Origin of the sequence: Kordiimonas sp. UBA4487 (assembly GCF_002389025.1) — a bacterium.
In the GTDB taxonomy this organism is placed as follows: Bacteria; Pseudomonadota; Alphaproteobacteria; order Sphingomonadales; family Kordiimonadaceae; genus Kordiimonas; species Kordiimonas lacus.
The window spans coordinates 220,591-236,237 of sequence record NZ_DGNR01000014.1 but is presented as its reverse complement, the minus strand read 5'-3'; the positions used below and the strand labels follow the sequence as shown (position 1 = coordinate 236,237).

General features: G+C 53.0%; 13 protein-coding genes. 8 read left to right on the top strand and 5 right to left on the bottom strand.

What is annotated here, in order from left to right; genetic code table 11:
- Nucleotides 1–68: 68 nt before the first annotated feature.
- The 5 genes from B3Z17_RS16085 to B3Z17_RS16065 all read left to right on the top strand — a co-directional run bounded on the left by B3Z17_RS16085 (nt 69) and on the right by B3Z17_RS16065 (nt 6,194).
- Entirely contained in the window at nt 69–3,146 is a 3,078-nt protein-coding gene (locus B3Z17_RS16085) for a chemotaxis protein CheW (RefSeq protein WP_286830800.1), read from the top strand.
- A complete protein-coding gene (locus B3Z17_RS16080; protein WP_068302992.1) occupies nt 3,143–3,628 on the top strand; it encodes a chemotaxis protein CheW in 486 nt (161 codons plus the stop codon). The genes B3Z17_RS16085 and B3Z17_RS16080 overlap by 4 nt, the downstream gene beginning before the upstream one ends.
- Nucleotides 3,629–3,688: 60 nt before the next feature.
- Nucleotides 3,689–4,054 carry a response regulator gene (locus tag B3Z17_RS16075; protein WP_068302995.1) on the top strand — a complete coding sequence of 122 codons (366 nt, stop codon included), beginning with the start codon at nt 3,689–3,691 and terminating at the stop codon, nt 4,052–4,054.
- Between the two features lie 77 nt (nt 4,055–4,131).
- Nucleotides 4,132–5,355, top strand: coding sequence for a protein-glutamate methylesterase/protein-glutamine glutaminase (locus tag B3Z17_RS16070; RefSeq protein WP_068303171.1), 1,224 nt, complete (start codon nt 4,132–4,134; stop codon nt 5,353–5,355).
- Nucleotides 5,352–6,194: a CheR family methyltransferase gene (locus B3Z17_RS16065; protein WP_074519363.1), complete on the top strand. Its 843-nt coding sequence runs from the start codon at nt 5,352–5,354 to the stop codon at nt 6,192–6,194. Before B3Z17_RS16070 ends, B3Z17_RS16065 begins: the two co-directional genes overlap by 4 nt.
- 61 nt (nt 6,195–6,255) lie before the next feature.
- Here B3Z17_RS16065 and ctrA read toward each other — a convergent pair whose 3' ends face one another.
- Complete coding sequence (gene ctrA, locus B3Z17_RS16060; RefSeq protein WP_068303000.1) at nt 6,256–6,957, bottom strand: response regulator transcription factor CtrA; 702 nt, start codon at nt 6,955–6,957, stop codon at nt 6,256–6,258.
- Between the two features lie 331 nt (nt 6,958–7,288).
- Between ctrA and fliI the strand changes: the two genes are divergently transcribed.
- From fliI to B3Z17_RS16045, 3 genes are all read left to right on the top strand, one after another.
- Nucleotides 7,289–8,635 carry a flagellar protein export ATPase FliI gene (gene fliI, locus B3Z17_RS16055; protein ID WP_286830799.1) on the top strand — a complete coding sequence of 449 codons (1,347 nt, stop codon included), beginning with the start codon at nt 7,289–7,291 and terminating at the stop codon, nt 8,633–8,635.
- Between the two features lie 9 nt (nt 8,636–8,644).
- Nucleotides 8,645–9,094 (top strand): flagellar FliJ family protein, encoded by a 450-nt coding sequence (locus B3Z17_RS16050; RefSeq protein WP_068303006.1) that lies wholly within the window; start codon nt 8,645–8,647, stop codon nt 9,092–9,094.
- Between the two features lie 90 nt (nt 9,095–9,184).
- Entirely contained in the window at nt 9,185–10,564 is a 1,380-nt protein-coding gene (locus B3Z17_RS16045; protein WP_286830798.1) for an aminotransferase, read from the top strand.
- Here the strand turns inward: B3Z17_RS16045 and B3Z17_RS16040 are convergent.
- The 4 genes from B3Z17_RS16040 to B3Z17_RS16025 form a co-directional block, all read right to left on the bottom strand.
- Nucleotides 10,561–11,463, bottom strand: coding sequence for a DMT family transporter (locus B3Z17_RS16040; RefSeq protein WP_068303014.1), 903 nt, complete (start codon nt 11,461–11,463; stop codon nt 10,561–10,563). The genes B3Z17_RS16045 and B3Z17_RS16040 overlap by 4 nt on opposite strands.
- Nucleotides 11,464–11,544: 81 nt before the next feature.
- Entirely contained in the window at nt 11,545–13,785 is a 2,241-nt protein-coding gene (locus tag B3Z17_RS16035; protein ID WP_286830797.1) for a hypothetical protein, read from the bottom strand.
- 38 nt (nt 13,786–13,823) lie between these two features.
- Nucleotides 13,824–14,612 (bottom strand): MinD/ParA family protein, encoded by a 789-nt coding sequence (locus B3Z17_RS16030; protein WP_068303024.1) that lies wholly within the window; start codon nt 14,610–14,612, stop codon nt 13,824–13,826.
- Nucleotides 14,609–15,628: a hypothetical protein gene (locus tag B3Z17_RS16025; RefSeq protein ID WP_286830796.1), complete on the bottom strand. Its 1,020-nt coding sequence runs from the start codon at nt 15,626–15,628 to the stop codon at nt 14,609–14,611. Before B3Z17_RS16025 ends, B3Z17_RS16030 begins: the two co-directional genes overlap by 4 nt.
- Between the last annotated feature and the right edge of the window lie 19 nt (nt 15,629–15,647).

Sequence of the window (15,647 nt, the reverse complement as noted above, 5' to 3'; positions counted from 1 at the left end):
GTGCCCCGCCAAAGTTGCCAGTTTGATTTAGCCGGACAGTGCCGAACACCCCTCCAGGGAAATTGGATATGGATGATCTATTAAACGAATTTCTTACCGAAACTGCGGAAAGCATCGACGTAGTAGATGTTGAGCTGGTGAAGCTGGAGCAGGATCCCAACAACAAAGAGGTGTTGGATAATATCTTTCGGCTTGTTCACACCATCAAGGGCACATGCGGTTTCCTTGGTTTGCCACGGCTTGAATCTGTCGCGCACTCGTCAGAAAACGTTCTCGGCAAGTTCCGAGATGGCGAGTTGGAGGTTTCCGAGCATGCCGTAACAGTTATCCTGGAGAGCCTTGACCGTATTAAGGAAATTCTGGCTGGACTTGAAGCGACCGAGGAAGAACCTGAGGGTGACGACAGCGAACTGATCGGCAGGCTCGATGCAATTGCGGAAGGGGCGCTGGCGCAGCAACCTGATCCAGAACCTGACACGATCGAAGGGGAAATCGTCGACCCGGGCCTTGGGCGTCCACTCAAGCCCGGCGAAGTTTCGCTGGCGGAGCTCGAAGCAGCATTTGAAAACGCGCCTGGGCCAGAAGAAGCAGCTGAGCCAGACATGCCGACATCAGAGCCGGCCGCAGCTTCTGCAAGCCAGGAAGGTGGCCTGTTTGACCGTATTGGTGGCGAAGATACGCTCGCTGTTGCCGCTCATCTGATTGCACAGCGCCTGGAAACAGATGAAAAACTAGCCAAATTCTTTGCGGGCACAACGGTGGAGCAGCGTAAGGGCCGCTTCATGGGCCTGATGCTTGCGCTGTTCAAAGATGACCTAGATGCAGCAGACAATGTTGGTCGCCAATTGGTGACGGTTGCTGGTTTCGCTGACGCCAACTTCGACCAGTTGCTGACGTTGATTAAGTCGGTCCTGGAAGAATGTCAGGTGAACGGGGACACCTGTGATGAAGCCGTGATGACTTTCGAACTGGTCCGTGAAGCCGTTGTGACAGCCGCCAAGGCAATTGCCAAGGCCGAGACCAATAAGGCAGGCACGTCTCAGGGCGCGCAACAGCAAAGCGGTGCCCGCGAGCAGAAAAAGGTTACTCAGTCCATTCGGGTTAGCGTGGACCTGCTTGAAGATCTGATGAACATGGTGTCAGAGCTGGTGCTGACCCGGAACCAGCTTCTGCAGATCACGCGCAACATGGAGAACTCCGAACTTGGTGTCCCGCTTCAGCGGTTGAGCCAGTGTACGACGGAACTCCAAGAGAATGTCATGAAAACCCGGATGCAGCCAATTGGCAACGCATGGGCCAAGCTTCCACGTATTGTTCGGGATTTGACGGTGGAACTGGACAAGAAGATCGACCTGGACATGCGTGGTGCCGACACTGAGCTGGACCGCCAGGTTCTGGAGTTGATCAAAGACCCGTTGACCCACATGGTTCGAAACTCGGCCGACCATGGCATTGAAACTCCAGCGGAGCGGATGGCTGTTGGCAAGCCCGAGAATGGCACAATCATCCTGAATGCTTACCATGAGGGCGGGCATATCATTATCGAGATCAAAGATGATGGTCGAGGCATTTCTGCAGCCAAGCTGAGCAACAAGATTTTGGAAAAGGGTCTCGCAACCCAAGCGGAACTGTCGGACATGTCCGATGCGCAGATCCAGAAGTTCATTTTCCACCCGGGCTTTTCCACAGCGGAAAAAATTACCAGCGTGTCCGGCCGCGGCGTAGGGATGGACGTGGTTCGCTCAAACATCGAGAAAATTGGCGGCACGATCGACATGAACTCGGTGGAGGGCAAGGGCAGTACCTTCCAGATCAAAATTCCTCTCACGCTGGCTATTGTTGCAGGTCTTATTGTCAAGGCAGAAGAAGAGCGGTATGCGATCCCACAAATCAGCGTGCTGGAGCTGGTGCGTGCCTCACAGAATTCGGAACACAAGATCGAGACCATCAAGGATACGCCTGTTCTCCGCCTGAGGAACAGGCTGCTTCCGCTTGTCTATCTCAATGAAATCCTTGGGTTTATGACCAGGGATGAGATCGATGCCCGCGAAAACGTGGATGACTTCATTGTCGTAACCCAGGTGGGAACCTTTACGTTCGGTATTGTAGTAGACCAGGTCTTTGATACAGAAGAGATTGTGGTCAAACCGGTTGCACCAATCCTCAAGGACCTGGAGATCTATTCCGGGAACACTATCCTCGGAGATGGCAGCGTTATCATGATCCTTGATCCCAATGGTATCGCATCGCTGGCGAACTCCGGTGTTGGTGATCACGAACATGAAGAGGCCGCTGCGGAGGATCTTGTGAAACGGTCCGTTGGCGATGAAAAAGAGAGCATGCTTGTCTTCCGGGCCGGCAGTGAGAATCCGAAAGCTGTACCACTTGCCTTGGTTGCCCGTTTGGAAGAAGTCGAGGTTGATACCATCGAGCTCTCCGACGGCAAGCATATGGTCCAGTATCGCGGTGCCTTGATGCCTCTCATTATGGCCCACCCTGAAATGAAGTTCCGTGAAGAAGGGCGTCAGCCGGTTCTCGTGTTCACGGATCGCGAGTATACGATGGGCCTCGCGGTCGACGAGATTCTCGATATTGTTGAAGAGGAACTCACAATCAAGCTCGCCTCCAACAAGGCAGGTGTGGTTGGTTCTGCAATCATTAACGGCAAGGCTTCTGAAGTCATTGACGTTTCCTACTATCTCGGTTTGGCATTCTCAGATTGGCTGCGCAGTCGTGACCTTTCCGAAGACGTCGCTCCATCCGCCGGTGCCAAGGTACTGCTGATTGATGATAGCGATTTTTTCCGTAACATGTTGCGCCCGGTATTGACTGTGGCCGGGTACCGTGTGCGGGCCGTGTCCAGTGCGGCTGCAGCCCTTGCACTTATGGAAGAGGGCGAAATGTTTGATTTGATCATATCCGACATTGAAATGCCGGATATGAACGGGTTTGATTTTGCGAAAGAGGTCAAGAAAGACAGCCGCTGGTCGGATACCGCGCTGGTCGCTCTTTCTTCGCTTGCGACAGAACGAGATATCAATCGTGGGCACGAAGCCGGCTTCGACGATTATATCGCCAAGTTTGACAAAGAAACGCTTCTGCGCAGCCTGGCTCAACAGCTGAAGATTAAGGGAGATGCAGCATGAGTGATCTTGTTGTCAGAGACGACCTGAGCCTTGTTGCCACAGGTACCCAGGATTTTGTCACTGTTCGTTTGGCTGGACAAACCCTGGGTATTCCGGTCCTCGGCGTGCATGATGTGTTGAACCCGCAAAAGATTACCAAGATTCCGTTGGCGCCAGAGTGGGTGTCTGGTGTTTTGAACTTGCGCGGGAAGATTGTGACGGCGATTGATCTCCGCCAGCGCCTAGGTCTGCCGCCACTTGAGCAGGGCAAGCAAAGCATGTCTGTTGTAGTGGAGCACAATGATGAGCCCTACAGCCTGCAAATTGATACGGTGGGCGAGGTTTTGTCCCTGGATGATCAGGACTTTGAACGAAACCCTGTCACGCTTGATCCCCGTTGGCGAGAAGTGAGCCGTGGGATCTATCGTCTAAAGAATGAATTGTTGCCTATTTTGGACGTAGATAAGCTTCTGCGCTTTGAAAGTAGCAACAAAGCTGCGTAAATACATGGAAACACCAAAACACTTGTCACCAATAGGGGTGGAGTTGGGAGACATTCGCAAATGAAACTATGTCTTGTCGTCGATGATTCAAAGGTAATCCGGAAGGTTGCCCGGCGCATTCTGGAAGAGCTGAACTTCGACATCGAAGAGGCAGTCGATGGCCAGGATGCCTTGGATGCCTGTGACCGAAACATGCCAGACGTGGTTCTTCTGGACTGGAACATGCCGGTCATGGATGGATTGGAATTTCTGAAAGCCATCCGGTCACGCGAAGGCGTCGAGCAGCCGATCGTTGTTTTCTGTACGACTGAAAACGATATGGCTCACATTCGTACGGCGATCGAAGCCGGTGCCAACGAATATATTATGAAGCCGTTCGATCGCGAAATCATCGAAGCGAAGTTTACGCAAGTCGGCTTAATGTAATTGAGGAAGAACGGGTGAGCTCAGCTGCCTCCAAATCTACGAATACTGCCTCGCAAAAAGGTGGCCCATATCGGGTGATGGTTGTCGATGACAGTGCCATCATTCGTGGCTTCCTTTGCCGCTATCTTTCCGAAGACCCTGATATCGAAGTGGTGACCACTGCGAACAATGGTGTTGTGGCACTTAGGCAATTGGCGACTAACGATATTGAGGTGGTGGTACTTGATATTGAGATGCCTGAAATGGATGGGCTAACCGCCTTGCCAAAGATGATCGATATGATCCCGGATTTGCAGGTTGTGATGGCATCAACATTGACGCGCAAAAATGCGGAAGTCAGCTTGCGATCCCTGCAGATGGGGGCAGTTGATTATGTACCAAAACCTGAAACAGCTCGTTCGGTAAACGCTAATATCGATTTTCGACGTGAGCTGGTCGACAAGGTTAAGGCTTGGGCTTCACGGCGTCGCAAGAAAAGAGGCGAAGAGCTACCGCGTTCCGATGAGACAGGTCCTAGCGGTAGCCCAGTTGCGTCTGCATCAGGGCACGCCGCGAGGGTTGTGTCGCCGCGATCCTCAGGGGCTCCGGCGGGGTTTGTAACTGCGCGACGCCCAGCAGCGCCGGTTTCAGTTGCATCGGCTCGGCAAGCAACGGTTTCAGATCCGATCAAGGATGTCCCGACGGAAAAGGACATCAAGCTTCGTACCGGTTCGTTCAGGCGGCCAAAGATTTTGGTCGTCGGGTCTTCAACTGGTGGCCCGCAGGCTTTGATGAAATTCTTTTCTGGCTTCAAAAAGCCACCTGCTGTGCCGGTTTTGATCACGCAGCATATGCCAGCGACCTTTACAGCTATTCTTGCAGAACACCTGGGGCAGGCTACAGGCTGGCCTTCGCAGGAAGGTAGAGAAGGCATGCCGATCCGACCTGGCGAAATCTATGTCGCACCCGGCGGTAGGCATATGGAAGTTGCGAACGATGGTGGTACGATGAAGATCCGCTTGACCGATGAGCCGCCGGAGAATTTCTGTAGGCCAGCGGTCGATCCTTTGTTCCGGAGCGTTGCCGCACTGTATGGCGAAAATGTCCTGGCGGTCATTCTGACCGGTATGGGGCACGATGGTCTGAAAGGCTCCAGGGAGTTGACGCGCCAAGGCGCAACGGTATTGGCCCAGGACGAAGCATCCAGTGTTGTCTGGGGTATGCCTGGTGCCGTCGCAACAGCAGGGCTTTGTACAGAAGTTCTTCCCGTTCTTGAACTTGGAGCGGCAACAGCCACACGATTGCAAGGAGGCGTCGGTTGAAAACGGAAGATTTTGAATTCCTTGCCGGGCTGTTGAAAGAGCGTTCAGGCCTGATGCTTACGCCAGACAAGGTCTACTTGTTGGAAAGCAGGCTGACACCCTTGGCGCGGAAGCGTGGCCTGGATACGCTTGATGCTCTGGTGCAGAAATTACGTCTGAGCAGGGACGAGGCGCTATGCGTGGATGTGACTGAAGCAATGACGACGAATGAGTCGTTCTTCTTCCGGGACAACACCCCTTTTGATCTGTTCAAAAATCACGTGCTGCCCGCAATGGAAAAGTCGCGTGGGGGGCAAAAGCGCCTGCGTATCTGGTGTGCGGCAGCGTCTACTGGCCAGGAGCCTTATTCGCTGGCGATTTTGCTACGCGAAAACTGGATGAAATGGCAGAATTGGAAGATCGAGATTATCGGTACCGATATCTGCACCCAGGTTCTGGAAAAGGCAAAAGCCGGGACATATAGCCAGTTTGAGGTTCAGCGGGGCCTGCCCATCCAGATGCTGATCAAGTATTTCACCCAGGAAGGCGATACCTGGCAGCTTAATAATGACATTCGCAATATGGTGACCTTCCGGTCCTTTAATCTGTTGAACAATTTTATCGGGCTTGGGTCCTTTGATGTGATCTATTGCCGGAACGTTCTAATTTATTTTGACCAGAATACGAAGAAGCAAGTTCTGGAACGCATGCGGAAGGTTTTGTCGGATGACGGCACCTTGTTCCTTGGGGCAGCAGAAACCGTCCTTGGTATTACCGATGCCTTCAGGCCTGTGCGAGGCCAGCGCGGCATGTATGTGCCCAGCGATGGGTCGGCGGAAAAGCTCATGGGGCTTGGCTAAGACCAAAAGAAAAGGCGGCACCGGTGCCGCCTTTTACCTTTTATAGATTGCCGTGGATTGGTTAGCTAGCAGCGGCTTCCGTCTCTTCAGAAGGATTCCGCAGCACATAGCCTCGACCCCAGACGGTCTCGATATAGTTTTCTCCGTCGGACGCTGCGGCCAGCTTCTTCCGCAATTTGCAGATAAAGACGTCGATAATTTTCAGCTCAGGCTCATCAATACCGCCATATAGGTGGTTCAGGAACATTTCTTTGGTCAAGGTACTGCCCTTCCGTAAAGACAGCAACTCAAGCATTGCATATTCCTTGCCGGTCAGATGAACGCGCTGATTATCAACTTCAACTGTTTTAGTGTCCAGGTTGACGGCCAATTTACCGGTCTTGATGATCGACTGCGAATGGCCCTTGGAGCGCCGAACGATCGCATGAATACGGGCGACCATCTCTTCCTTGTGGAAAGGCTTGGTCATATAGTCGTCAGCGCCAAACCCAAGCCCCTTGACCTTGTTTTCCATCTCAGTAAGGCCAGACAGGATTAGAATAGGTGTGTTGACCTTGGCTGTCCGAAGCTTTTTCAAGACATCATAGCCATGCATGTCGGGCAGGTTCAGGTCGAGGAGGATAATGTCATAGTCATAGAGTTTGCCCAAATCCAGACCCTCTTCGCCCAGATCGGTGCTATAGACATTAAACCCTTCCGCATTGAGCATCAATTCGATGCTGCGGGTCATAGTTGGGTCATCTTCGATTAGAAGAACACGCATAATTATTCCCCATGGATTCTAGAGGGAAGACGATTGCCAGGATCGCGCATTCCCCCAAATTCTTCCTGTTGAAACACTTCCGGGAACCCAAAAATACGGCGACCCCATCCCCGGATGGCGCATGTTTCTATGGTTAATGTTAACGAAGGTTAACGAATTGTCCAAGAAAAATCGAGTGAAGTGCAAAGAGGTTTGACTAGTTAACCATGGGCTTTTACCAATCTTTAAAGTGATTGAGCCATTATAATCGCTGCCAGTTGAGAGAACTGCCATAGACTAGGGGTAGTCTGGCCAGATGGGCTATCAGGCAGTTGGGGTTACACGAGGGACAATGCGCAGTCTAATTCAGGAAATTGAGCGAGTTCAGACCGAACGTCGTTATGGACGTGTTACTGGTGTTCGCGGCCTGTTGGTGGAGCTGGCAGGTATCGGGCAGCATATCTCGATTGGGTCGCGGCTTGAGGTAGAGACCCGTAGTTACCGCAAGGTTCCTGTTGAAGTTGTCGGCTTTCGCCATGAGACAGCACTGGCCATGCCATTTGATGCCCTGGAAGGTGTTGGTGTTGGCTGCCGTGCAGTCCTGACCCAAAGCGAACCGGTCGTCTTCCCGTCAAAAGCATGGCTCGGCCGTGTTGTGAACGCGCTGGGCGAACCGATCGACGGTAAAGGGCCAATCCAGCATGGCACCCGGCCTTCGCTGCTCAGAGGAAGCCCGCCACCGGCGCATAGCCGGCAACGTGTGGGCGGTAAAGTTGATGTAGGCGTCAGGGCACTGAATACCTTTATCACCTGTTGTCGTGGTCAGCGACTTGGCATCTTTGCCGGGTCAGGCGTCGGTAAATCAGTTCTTCTGTCGATGGTTGCGCGGCATTCTTCCGCAGATGTCAGCATTATCGGCCTGATCGGTGAACGGGGGCGTGAAGTACAGGAGTTTATCGAGGACGATTTGGGTGAAGATGGCCTGGCAAAATCTGTTGTTGTTGTAGCGACATCTGATGAATCGGCTTTAATGCGCCGTCAGGCAGCTCATCTTACCATAACCCTGGCAGAATATTTCCGCGATGGCGGGGCCGAAGTGATGTGTATGATGGACAGCGTCACTCGCTTTGCAATGGCACAGCGTGAAATCGGCCTGGCCGGTGGCGAGCCGCCCACCAGCAAGGGTTATACTCCAACTGTGTTTACCGAATTGCCAAAGCTGCTTGAGCGTGCAGGGCCCGGGCCTCGGGGCTCTGGAAATGTGACAGGATTGTTTTCTGTGCTTGTTGAAGGTGATGACCACAACGAACCGGTCGCGGATGCCGTTAGGGGTATTCTGGATGGCCACATCATTATGGAACGGGCCATTGCCGAGCGCGGGCGGTTTCCCGCAATCAATGTCCTGAAGTCGATTTCCAGGACCATGCCGCGCTGTAACTCTGACGACGAAAACTTGATCGTGCGTGAAGCAAAAAAATTCATGTCCACGTATGCGGATATGGAAGAAATGATCCGATTGGGGGCATACCGGCGGGGAAGCAACCCTGATGTCGACGCAGCAATCGGATATCATGATTCCTTTGAAGAGTTTCTAAGCCAATGGAAAGACGACAAGACGTCACTTGCTGACGGCTATCTTCAGCTTAAGCAAATTCTCGAAACAGGACCCGCGCAACTGAACCTGTCCGGCGCAGCATAAAGGATAGCTGTGAGCAAACTGGCAAATATTATTAGGCTGAGAAAGTGGGAGCTGGATGAAAAGCGTCGGCGCCTAGCTGACCTCCAGGGCGAGCGGGAAGAAATAGTCTCAGCTATTGATGCCATGGAAGCGGAGGTAATCGAGCAGTCTCGCAACAGTGGACTGGAAGTTTCGGCAGTGGCCATAGGTGCTTACATGGAAGGTGTTCGGATTCGCCAGGATCAGCTTTCCCAAATGTTGGCTGCAAAAGAACGGGAAGTCAGCAAGCATCAGGATATTGTGGCTGAGGGGTTTCGCGAGCTAAAGACCTTCGAGATTGCACAAAGCCGGGAAAAAGCCAGGGTCGTTGCAGCCGAAGCTAAAGTGGAACAGGATGCTTTTGACGAACTCGGGATTCAGAACCATGCGCGGGAGGAAGCTCTAGCTGATCCGCGCTATGTCAACATGCGCCGAAGATAAGCTTTTCCCTGAAGAGCCATCCTGAAATTCCCAGTAGAATCATTTTCTTACGTCACTGTTTCTGGTATTAGGAAAGGAACAGGGGAGAAAATGATGAGCCTTTCGGATCAGGCAATATTGGAACAGCTGCAAGCGCTGGACCGGATGCATCACCTGCATCCCTTTACCGACCCCCAAGCAGTGAAGAAGGCCGCCCCATTCGTAATTGAGCAGGCCAAAGGTGCGTATATCACCGGGCAAGAAATACGGCTGCTTGATGCCATGGCCGGGCTAGGTTGTGTAAATATCGGGTATGGCCGGGAAGAAATGGCTGACGTCGCAGCCGAAGCGATCCGAACGCTCAGCTATTATCATAGCTTTTCAGCTGTTTCTAACCCTTATGCTGCTGCGCTTGCGGGTAAAATTGCGGCGCTTGCTCCAGGTGACCTGAACAAGGTTTTTTTCGCTAACTCTGGTTCCGAGGCTAATGAGACCCTGATGAAGCTGGCGTATCTCTATTGGCGGCGGAAGGGGAGGCCCAACAAGCGTATCCTCATTTCGCGAGAATATTCCTATCACGGCAGCACATTGGCGACCACGCGGTTGAACGGCAACAGGCCAATGATTGAGGACTTCGGTCTCGATGGCGGTGCGGATGTCATCAAAGCAATCTCACCCTTCTGGTACCGTTGCGGTGGCGACCTGGAGCCAGAAGAGTTTGGCCTTCACGCAGCGAAAGAGATTGAAAAAAAGATTTTAGCTGCCGGCGCCGACAATGTTGCCGCCGTGATTGCAGAGCCTGTTCAAGGCACGATGGGCGCCGTCGTGCCGCCCCAGAGCTATTGGCCAGAGGTCGCCCGCATATGCAAGGAGCATGATGTCCTTTTAATCGCTGACGAAGTGGTGACTGGTTTTGGCCGGACGGGAAACTGGTTTGCGCAGGAAACCTTTGGTTTCCAGGCTGACATGATGACCCTGGCAAAAGGTCTGTCTTCCGGGTATGCGCCCATTTCGGCATCCGTGGTATCAGATGAGATCGCTGACGTTATTGAAGGGCAGAGCGGCGTACTACAGCATGGTTTCACCACGTCAGGGCACCCCTTGGCATCTGCATTGGCACTTAAGAATATCGAAATTATCGAAACCGAAGACCATGTTACGAGGGTGCGGACGGATATCGGCCCATACTTTGCTAAGACGCTGAAATCACTTGAAGATCATCCCCTTGTCGGGGAGGTGCGTGTATCTGGCCTGATCGCAGGCATAGAGCTGGCGAAGGATAAGGAAACCAGAGAGCAATACCCATTGGAGGCAAACATATGTAACCATGTTAGCCAGATGGCTTTGGTTCGAGGTTTGATCGTTCGACCTGCAGGTAATGTCGTGGTTTTATGTCCGCCTTTCGTTATCACCCATGCAGAGATCGACTTTATGGTCGGTGTTATGCGGGATGCCCTTGATGAAACCTATAAGGCCATTCATCAGTCTTAGGGTTTCACAGGTTGCGCTTGTGCCGTTTTGCCGCGGCTCCAGGCGACCAGCAAGTTGCCGCCCATCACTAGCGCAAGGCCGACAAAAGCATACATATTCCAGATGTATCCTTCGAACACCGTCGAAATAAGGAGGGCAATCACCGGCGTTAGTACGCTCATGTATGCAGCACGGCCAATACCAATTTGTTCAATCAGCCAGATATACATAGAAAAGGCGATTACTGTACCAACAATGGCTAGATATAGCAGTGACCCTACATAGGACACTGTTGGGTCAAATCCCGCTGGCTTGCCGCTATACAGGGCATAAATGACATTGAATAGCGCGCCATAACCCAATGCCCAGGCGTTGAAAGAAAACAAGGGCATCTGCCGCGAACCACTCGTTCCGGCAAAAGTGTTGCCGAATGAGCAAACAATCGCTGCGCCAAGGCACAAGAGCAGGCCGCGAAAGGCCTCATCATCCAAAGTGAAGCTGTCAATTTCCGGTTTGAAAATAAGGACTAGGCCGAGGATGCCGAGCAAGGCTGCAACCAGTGCGCTGGGCTTTATCGTGTTTCCCAGAAATAGCCGCCCATTGATAATATTCAGGAAGGAAAGCAGCGCAAACGTGATAGCCACAAGTCCGGAAGTGAGATATTCAGCGCCGCTATATGTCAGCACGTAGGTCGCAGAAAACAGAAATAAGCCGGTACACGCTGGCCACAGGTGCTGGTGCAGCGGGAACCTTAATCGTTCCTTCCTGATCAGGCAGACGAGGAAGAGCGTGCTTGAAGCGATGCCAAAGCGGTAAACAAGCGACCATTCCTTAGGAACGACACCGAGCTGTAGCTCAATCGCGTACCAGGTAGACCCCCAAATCAATACACAACCAATAAATGCCAATGTTACGCGCACATCAGTACCCCTAAAAGAACCTTAAATTGAGATACGCTAATTTGTGAATGGTTCAAGTCAGTTATTTCTAGGCAGCCAGTTTTATGCCGACTGTAGCAGGGCTTCGATCTCTACGGGGAAAGGTTGTGCTTCGGTGATGGTCAACTGCCCGTTATAGCCATTTGCGGCCAGGGCAGAATTGAACAGGTCAGAAGCTTCATGGCGGAGCGCCGCCGGCAGAGGCTTTTCTGATCGCATCGCAAGGTCGAAACGATTCTCTCTGACAAGGCCATCCAGCTGAATGGCGCCAAGAATGGAGAATTGGACTTCGACGACGAAACGCTGGGCATCTCCATTTTCATCGTCCTCGCCACTCATATTGTCTTTGCCGCTACCTGTACCCTCTTCTCTCGGCGGCGGTCCGAACAAGAAGGCTACCAACGGCATGTCAGGAAAGCGCAACTCTAGAGGAATTAGCATGGGCCTCCATTCACGCGTCGTGTCAGTGGCAGCAAGCATCAAGCGGCTCAGCTCTGACTTCATTGCGTCAAAAAGTGACTTGTTGGCCTGTTCCAGAGCCCGGGATGCCTCTTGCCCCAACCAAGCTTCGGGGCTGCCACGTCCGGCTGCACTCAGGAAAAATAGCAGGCTGTTCACCAATTTCCCGCCGCCTTGGGCACCTTTGCTTGCGAGTTGGCCAGCCAAGGCGGGGTCAGCTCCCAATACAGTGGCAAAGCTTTGCTCTAGCGTGGGCCATTGATGGGCCCCCAACGTGCTGAGGGCGGAGCCTGCGGCCAGTTGGGAGGCCACATCTACCAGGGGCGTAGGTAATGGGCCGTGCTGCAATTGTGTGGCTTGGCCGGGCAAGATGGTAATCAGGTCTTCGGTGGTGGGGCGCATGCCGTTGGGCATTGTCAGAAACAGGTCACCGCGCGTAGTTTCTATACGGAAATCAGCGCTGGGGCCTTTTGGGGTCAGAAAGGCTCTGACTGTGTGCACGGCCTTGACCTGGGCTTCTCCTGGCGCGCCCGTTGGAGAGGTGTTCTGGCTGACCGTGATCGTTACGGGCCTGCGCTGGCCAGAGCCCGGCGAAGCCAATATTGCATTGAATGTCGCCTGTTTGGTTTGCTGTGCCGTGACTTGGGATTCCTCAGCGACTGATACCTTTATCTGTTCGCCAGAAAGGTTTTGAGCCTGGGCCAGTGGGATTATAAAATTTCCTTTTGACGTTTCGATGGTCGCAAGCGTTCCTGCTGAGGGACCAAATGCGGATATGGCCAACGGAAGGGTCTTAGCCTCATCCGGCGGCAGTGGGCGAACCGACAGAACTGTCGCGACTTGTGCTGGCGAGACCTGACTTATCCTGGCATCCATCACCTGAAGAGAAAGCGCTTGGCCTGACGCTGAAAATGCCTTGATCGATGGCCCCAGGCCATCTTGAGGTCCAGGTGTGCTGATTTCAGTGAGGGATGATCTGGGAATAAAATGGCTGGGGTCAAAGGCTTTTGGCAGGCCTATCTCCTGGCCTCCTGCTCGCATGTATCCTGCGCCTTTGTTGTTACCCTGTTGGGCTGCGATCAGAGTGGCCAGGTCTGGACTACTGTTGCGACTTGCGAGGAAATCTGGATTCCCAGTCTGTCCCGGGTTCGACCCGCTTTTTTGGGTTGAAGCTGTGGCATTATCTTCCGTCGAAACACTGGATATCGATTGATTGGCGTTCAAGGAAGCCGAGTTGCTTGATTGCGGGGTGCGTCCCAGCACATTCACCAGTGTGTCTGTAGGTGCCAGTGAGCTTGATTTTGTTTGGGCGGTAGGTCCATATCCAGTTTTGGTGGGCAGCGGTGCGGTGTTCGGTACTTGTTGGTCCGACGCCGGAGTTGATGGCTGTTGTGGTACATGAATGGCAATGACGATTAAAGAAAGCCTTACCGGAGGGTCAATGATTAGACCGTTTCGCTCGTGGAGGTCTGCGGATACTTTGTGTCCAGCTTCAACGATTTCCAGTTTAACGTCATCTCCGGGACGTAATCCGGCATCAGGTCGCAGAGCGAAGGTTGCTGTCTCGGTTACAATGATTGGCCGGCCTTCGTTATCGATCTTGCTGACCTGTTCCTTGAGGCGTTCGCCAACTTCCAGGTGGGCTGCAGTTGCAGAGATTGAAACGGCGGGTTCGCGGCCCCGCAGTTGTTCGGCCTGTTCATTTTTTGCGGACTGATCGCCCTTGTGCTCGCGCGCTTGTGTTTGCGCCTGCTGCGGGTCCCTGGACACACTGCTGGTTTTGCCGGTCGTTCTCGTGACCGGTTCGACGGGTTTTGGCAGGGGTGGCCCGGAGATATCACTCATTCCGCAGTCCTTTTAACCCGGGCTGCTGAAAGGACGGTTTATCGTCCGGTAATTGCTGCAGCCAGAGCTTTGATGTCCGTTGCCGCCTCCGATTGAGGGTGTCTAATCAGAAGAGGCACTTGGGACCTTATCGCGTCAACGACTTTTGGGTCATTTTTGATAATACCGCTAAGTGGTGGTGAAATCTTCAAAAAACCTTCGCAAGCTCGTTTGATGGCTGCAAAGGCTTTCTCGCCTTCCTTCTTGGATGCGACGTTGTTGACCACAATTGAAATGTCAGCTGTAGGGTTGCGCATATGAGTTACTTTGATGAATGCATATGCGTCCGTCAGGGATGTCGGATCTGCCGTCATCACCACAAGAACGCGCCCCTTGTGCTTGGATAGCGTGGTCACAGAAGGGTCAATGCCCGCGGCCAAGTCCAGCAAGACATGGTCATAATTGTCTGCGAGACGGGTCAGGTCGCTACGCATGCCGACAAGTGTTTCCTTGGACAGTGATCCAAGAGCTCCTGACCCGGATTTACCGGGAAGAACATCAAATCCGGCGCCTGCAGTATCTTTAAAGGGCGTAATGATATCTGCCATCGCAGCATCTTTTGTGATCACTTGGCCGAGGTCTTTGTCTGGCATCATCCCCAATTGGATATCGACGTTGGCTAGACCCAAATCACCATCAAACAACAGAACCTTCTTGCCGGCATGCGAGAGGGCGTGGGCCAGTGAAACCGAAACCCAGGTTTTACCAACACCACCTTTACCCGACGCAATTGTGATCAAGCGTCGCTCCAACGTTTCTTTGCGATCTGTAGTCACAGGGTCATTCATGATTTCTTATCCGTCAGTGGGTCGGTTTTGCTACGACGAGGTAGGGCTGTAATCAGCTTGGAAAGCGCCATCGGTGTGGCCGGATCAAGGCCATCAGCCACAAATGGACTTCTGCTGAGTGCTGCCAGGGATAGGTGGCCGGGCCGGGCGGCCATGATGATGCTGGCGTAGCGACGCGAAGCATCCAGGCGAGTGGCAATAAAGCGCTGGCAGCCCAGCCGGGAAAATACACCTGCAATTTCCTGGGCATCCAGCGCATCAAGCCCAGCCGGCATCACCAGTACGGGCTCAGCGTCTACGGATCTTATGAAGCTCAATATTTCGCGTAGATCGTCCATATCGAACGGGTTGGTTCCTGGGGTATCAATGATAGTCAGCCCGCTTTTATTACTGCTTGAGCGGACCACAGCGCTTAGTTCTTCCGGCGAAGCTGCAGTTGAAACCGTTTGTTTCATTAGCTGAGCAAAGTGGTCCAGTTGCTGGATACCTGATGCCTTCACGGTGTCTGTGGAGATGAGCTTTACGGGGCGTTCATGAAGAACGGCATCTGCTGTAAGTTTGGCTGCGCAGATGGTTTTCCCAGCCCCGGGTGGGCCTACAAGCATGATTGGCCGCGTGGTGCTATCCGTCAGTGGGCTGAAACGAATGGATGTCTCAAGGGCAACGGAAAAGGCGTCAATAAGGCTTCCACCATCAACCGCGCGGGCAGCCTCGCTTATATGAGATGCCGTTTCAAACGGGAGTCCATGATGGTTCAGTACTGCGTTTATGTCAGCTGCATCAAAATCCCGAGATTGCGGGACTGGGTGCGAAATCTCGAACGCGGCAGGCGTTTGTTTCGGTTCGGGAGCCGTCTCAGGTGGTGCAGGTGTTGCTCCCGCTTCTAGTGCCGCCGTCACTCGTACGCCACTCTTGCCTTCCTCTATCTGAATGATAATGGCATCCGGCCCCAGTTCGTTCCGGACCAGCCCCATTACCTCGGACATTGTCTTGGCATGAAAGGTTTTTAACCGCATCGCGTTTGTTTGTCCTTGT

Coding starts and splice junctions, on each gene's coding strand:
- B3Z17_RS16085 (WP_286830800.1), top strand. CDS start 69: ATGGATGATCTATTAAACGAATTTCTTACCGAAACTGCGGAAAGCATC.
- B3Z17_RS16080 (WP_068302992.1), top strand. CDS start 3,143: ATGAGTGATCTTGTTGTCAGAGACGACCTGAGCCTTGTTGCCACAGGT.
- B3Z17_RS16075 (WP_068302995.1), top strand. CDS start 3,689: ATGAAACTATGTCTTGTCGTCGATGATTCAAAGGTAATCCGGAAGGTT.
- B3Z17_RS16070 (WP_068303171.1), top strand. CDS start 4,132: ATGGTTGTCGATGACAGTGCCATCATTCGTGGCTTCCTTTGCCGCTAT.
- ctrA (WP_068303000.1), bottom strand. CDS start 6,957: ATGCGTGTTCTTCTAATCGAAGATGACCCAACTATGACCCGCAGCATC.
- fliI (WP_286830799.1), top strand. CDS start 7,289: ATGCGCAGTCTAATTCAGGAAATTGAGCGAGTTCAGACCGAACGTCGT.
- B3Z17_RS16045 (WP_286830798.1), top strand. CDS start 9,185: ATGATGAGCCTTTCGGATCAGGCAATATTGGAACAGCTGCAAGCGCTG.
- B3Z17_RS16035 (WP_286830797.1), bottom strand. CDS start 13,785: ATGAGTGATATCTCCGGGCCACCCCTGCCAAAACCCGTCGAACCGGTC.
- B3Z17_RS16030 (WP_068303024.1), bottom strand. CDS start 14,612: ATGAATGACCCTGTGACTACAGATCGCAAAGAAACGTTGGAGCGACGC.
- B3Z17_RS16025 (WP_286830796.1), bottom strand. CDS start 15,628: ATGCGGTTAAAAACCTTTCATGCCAAGACAATGTCCGAGGTAATGGGG.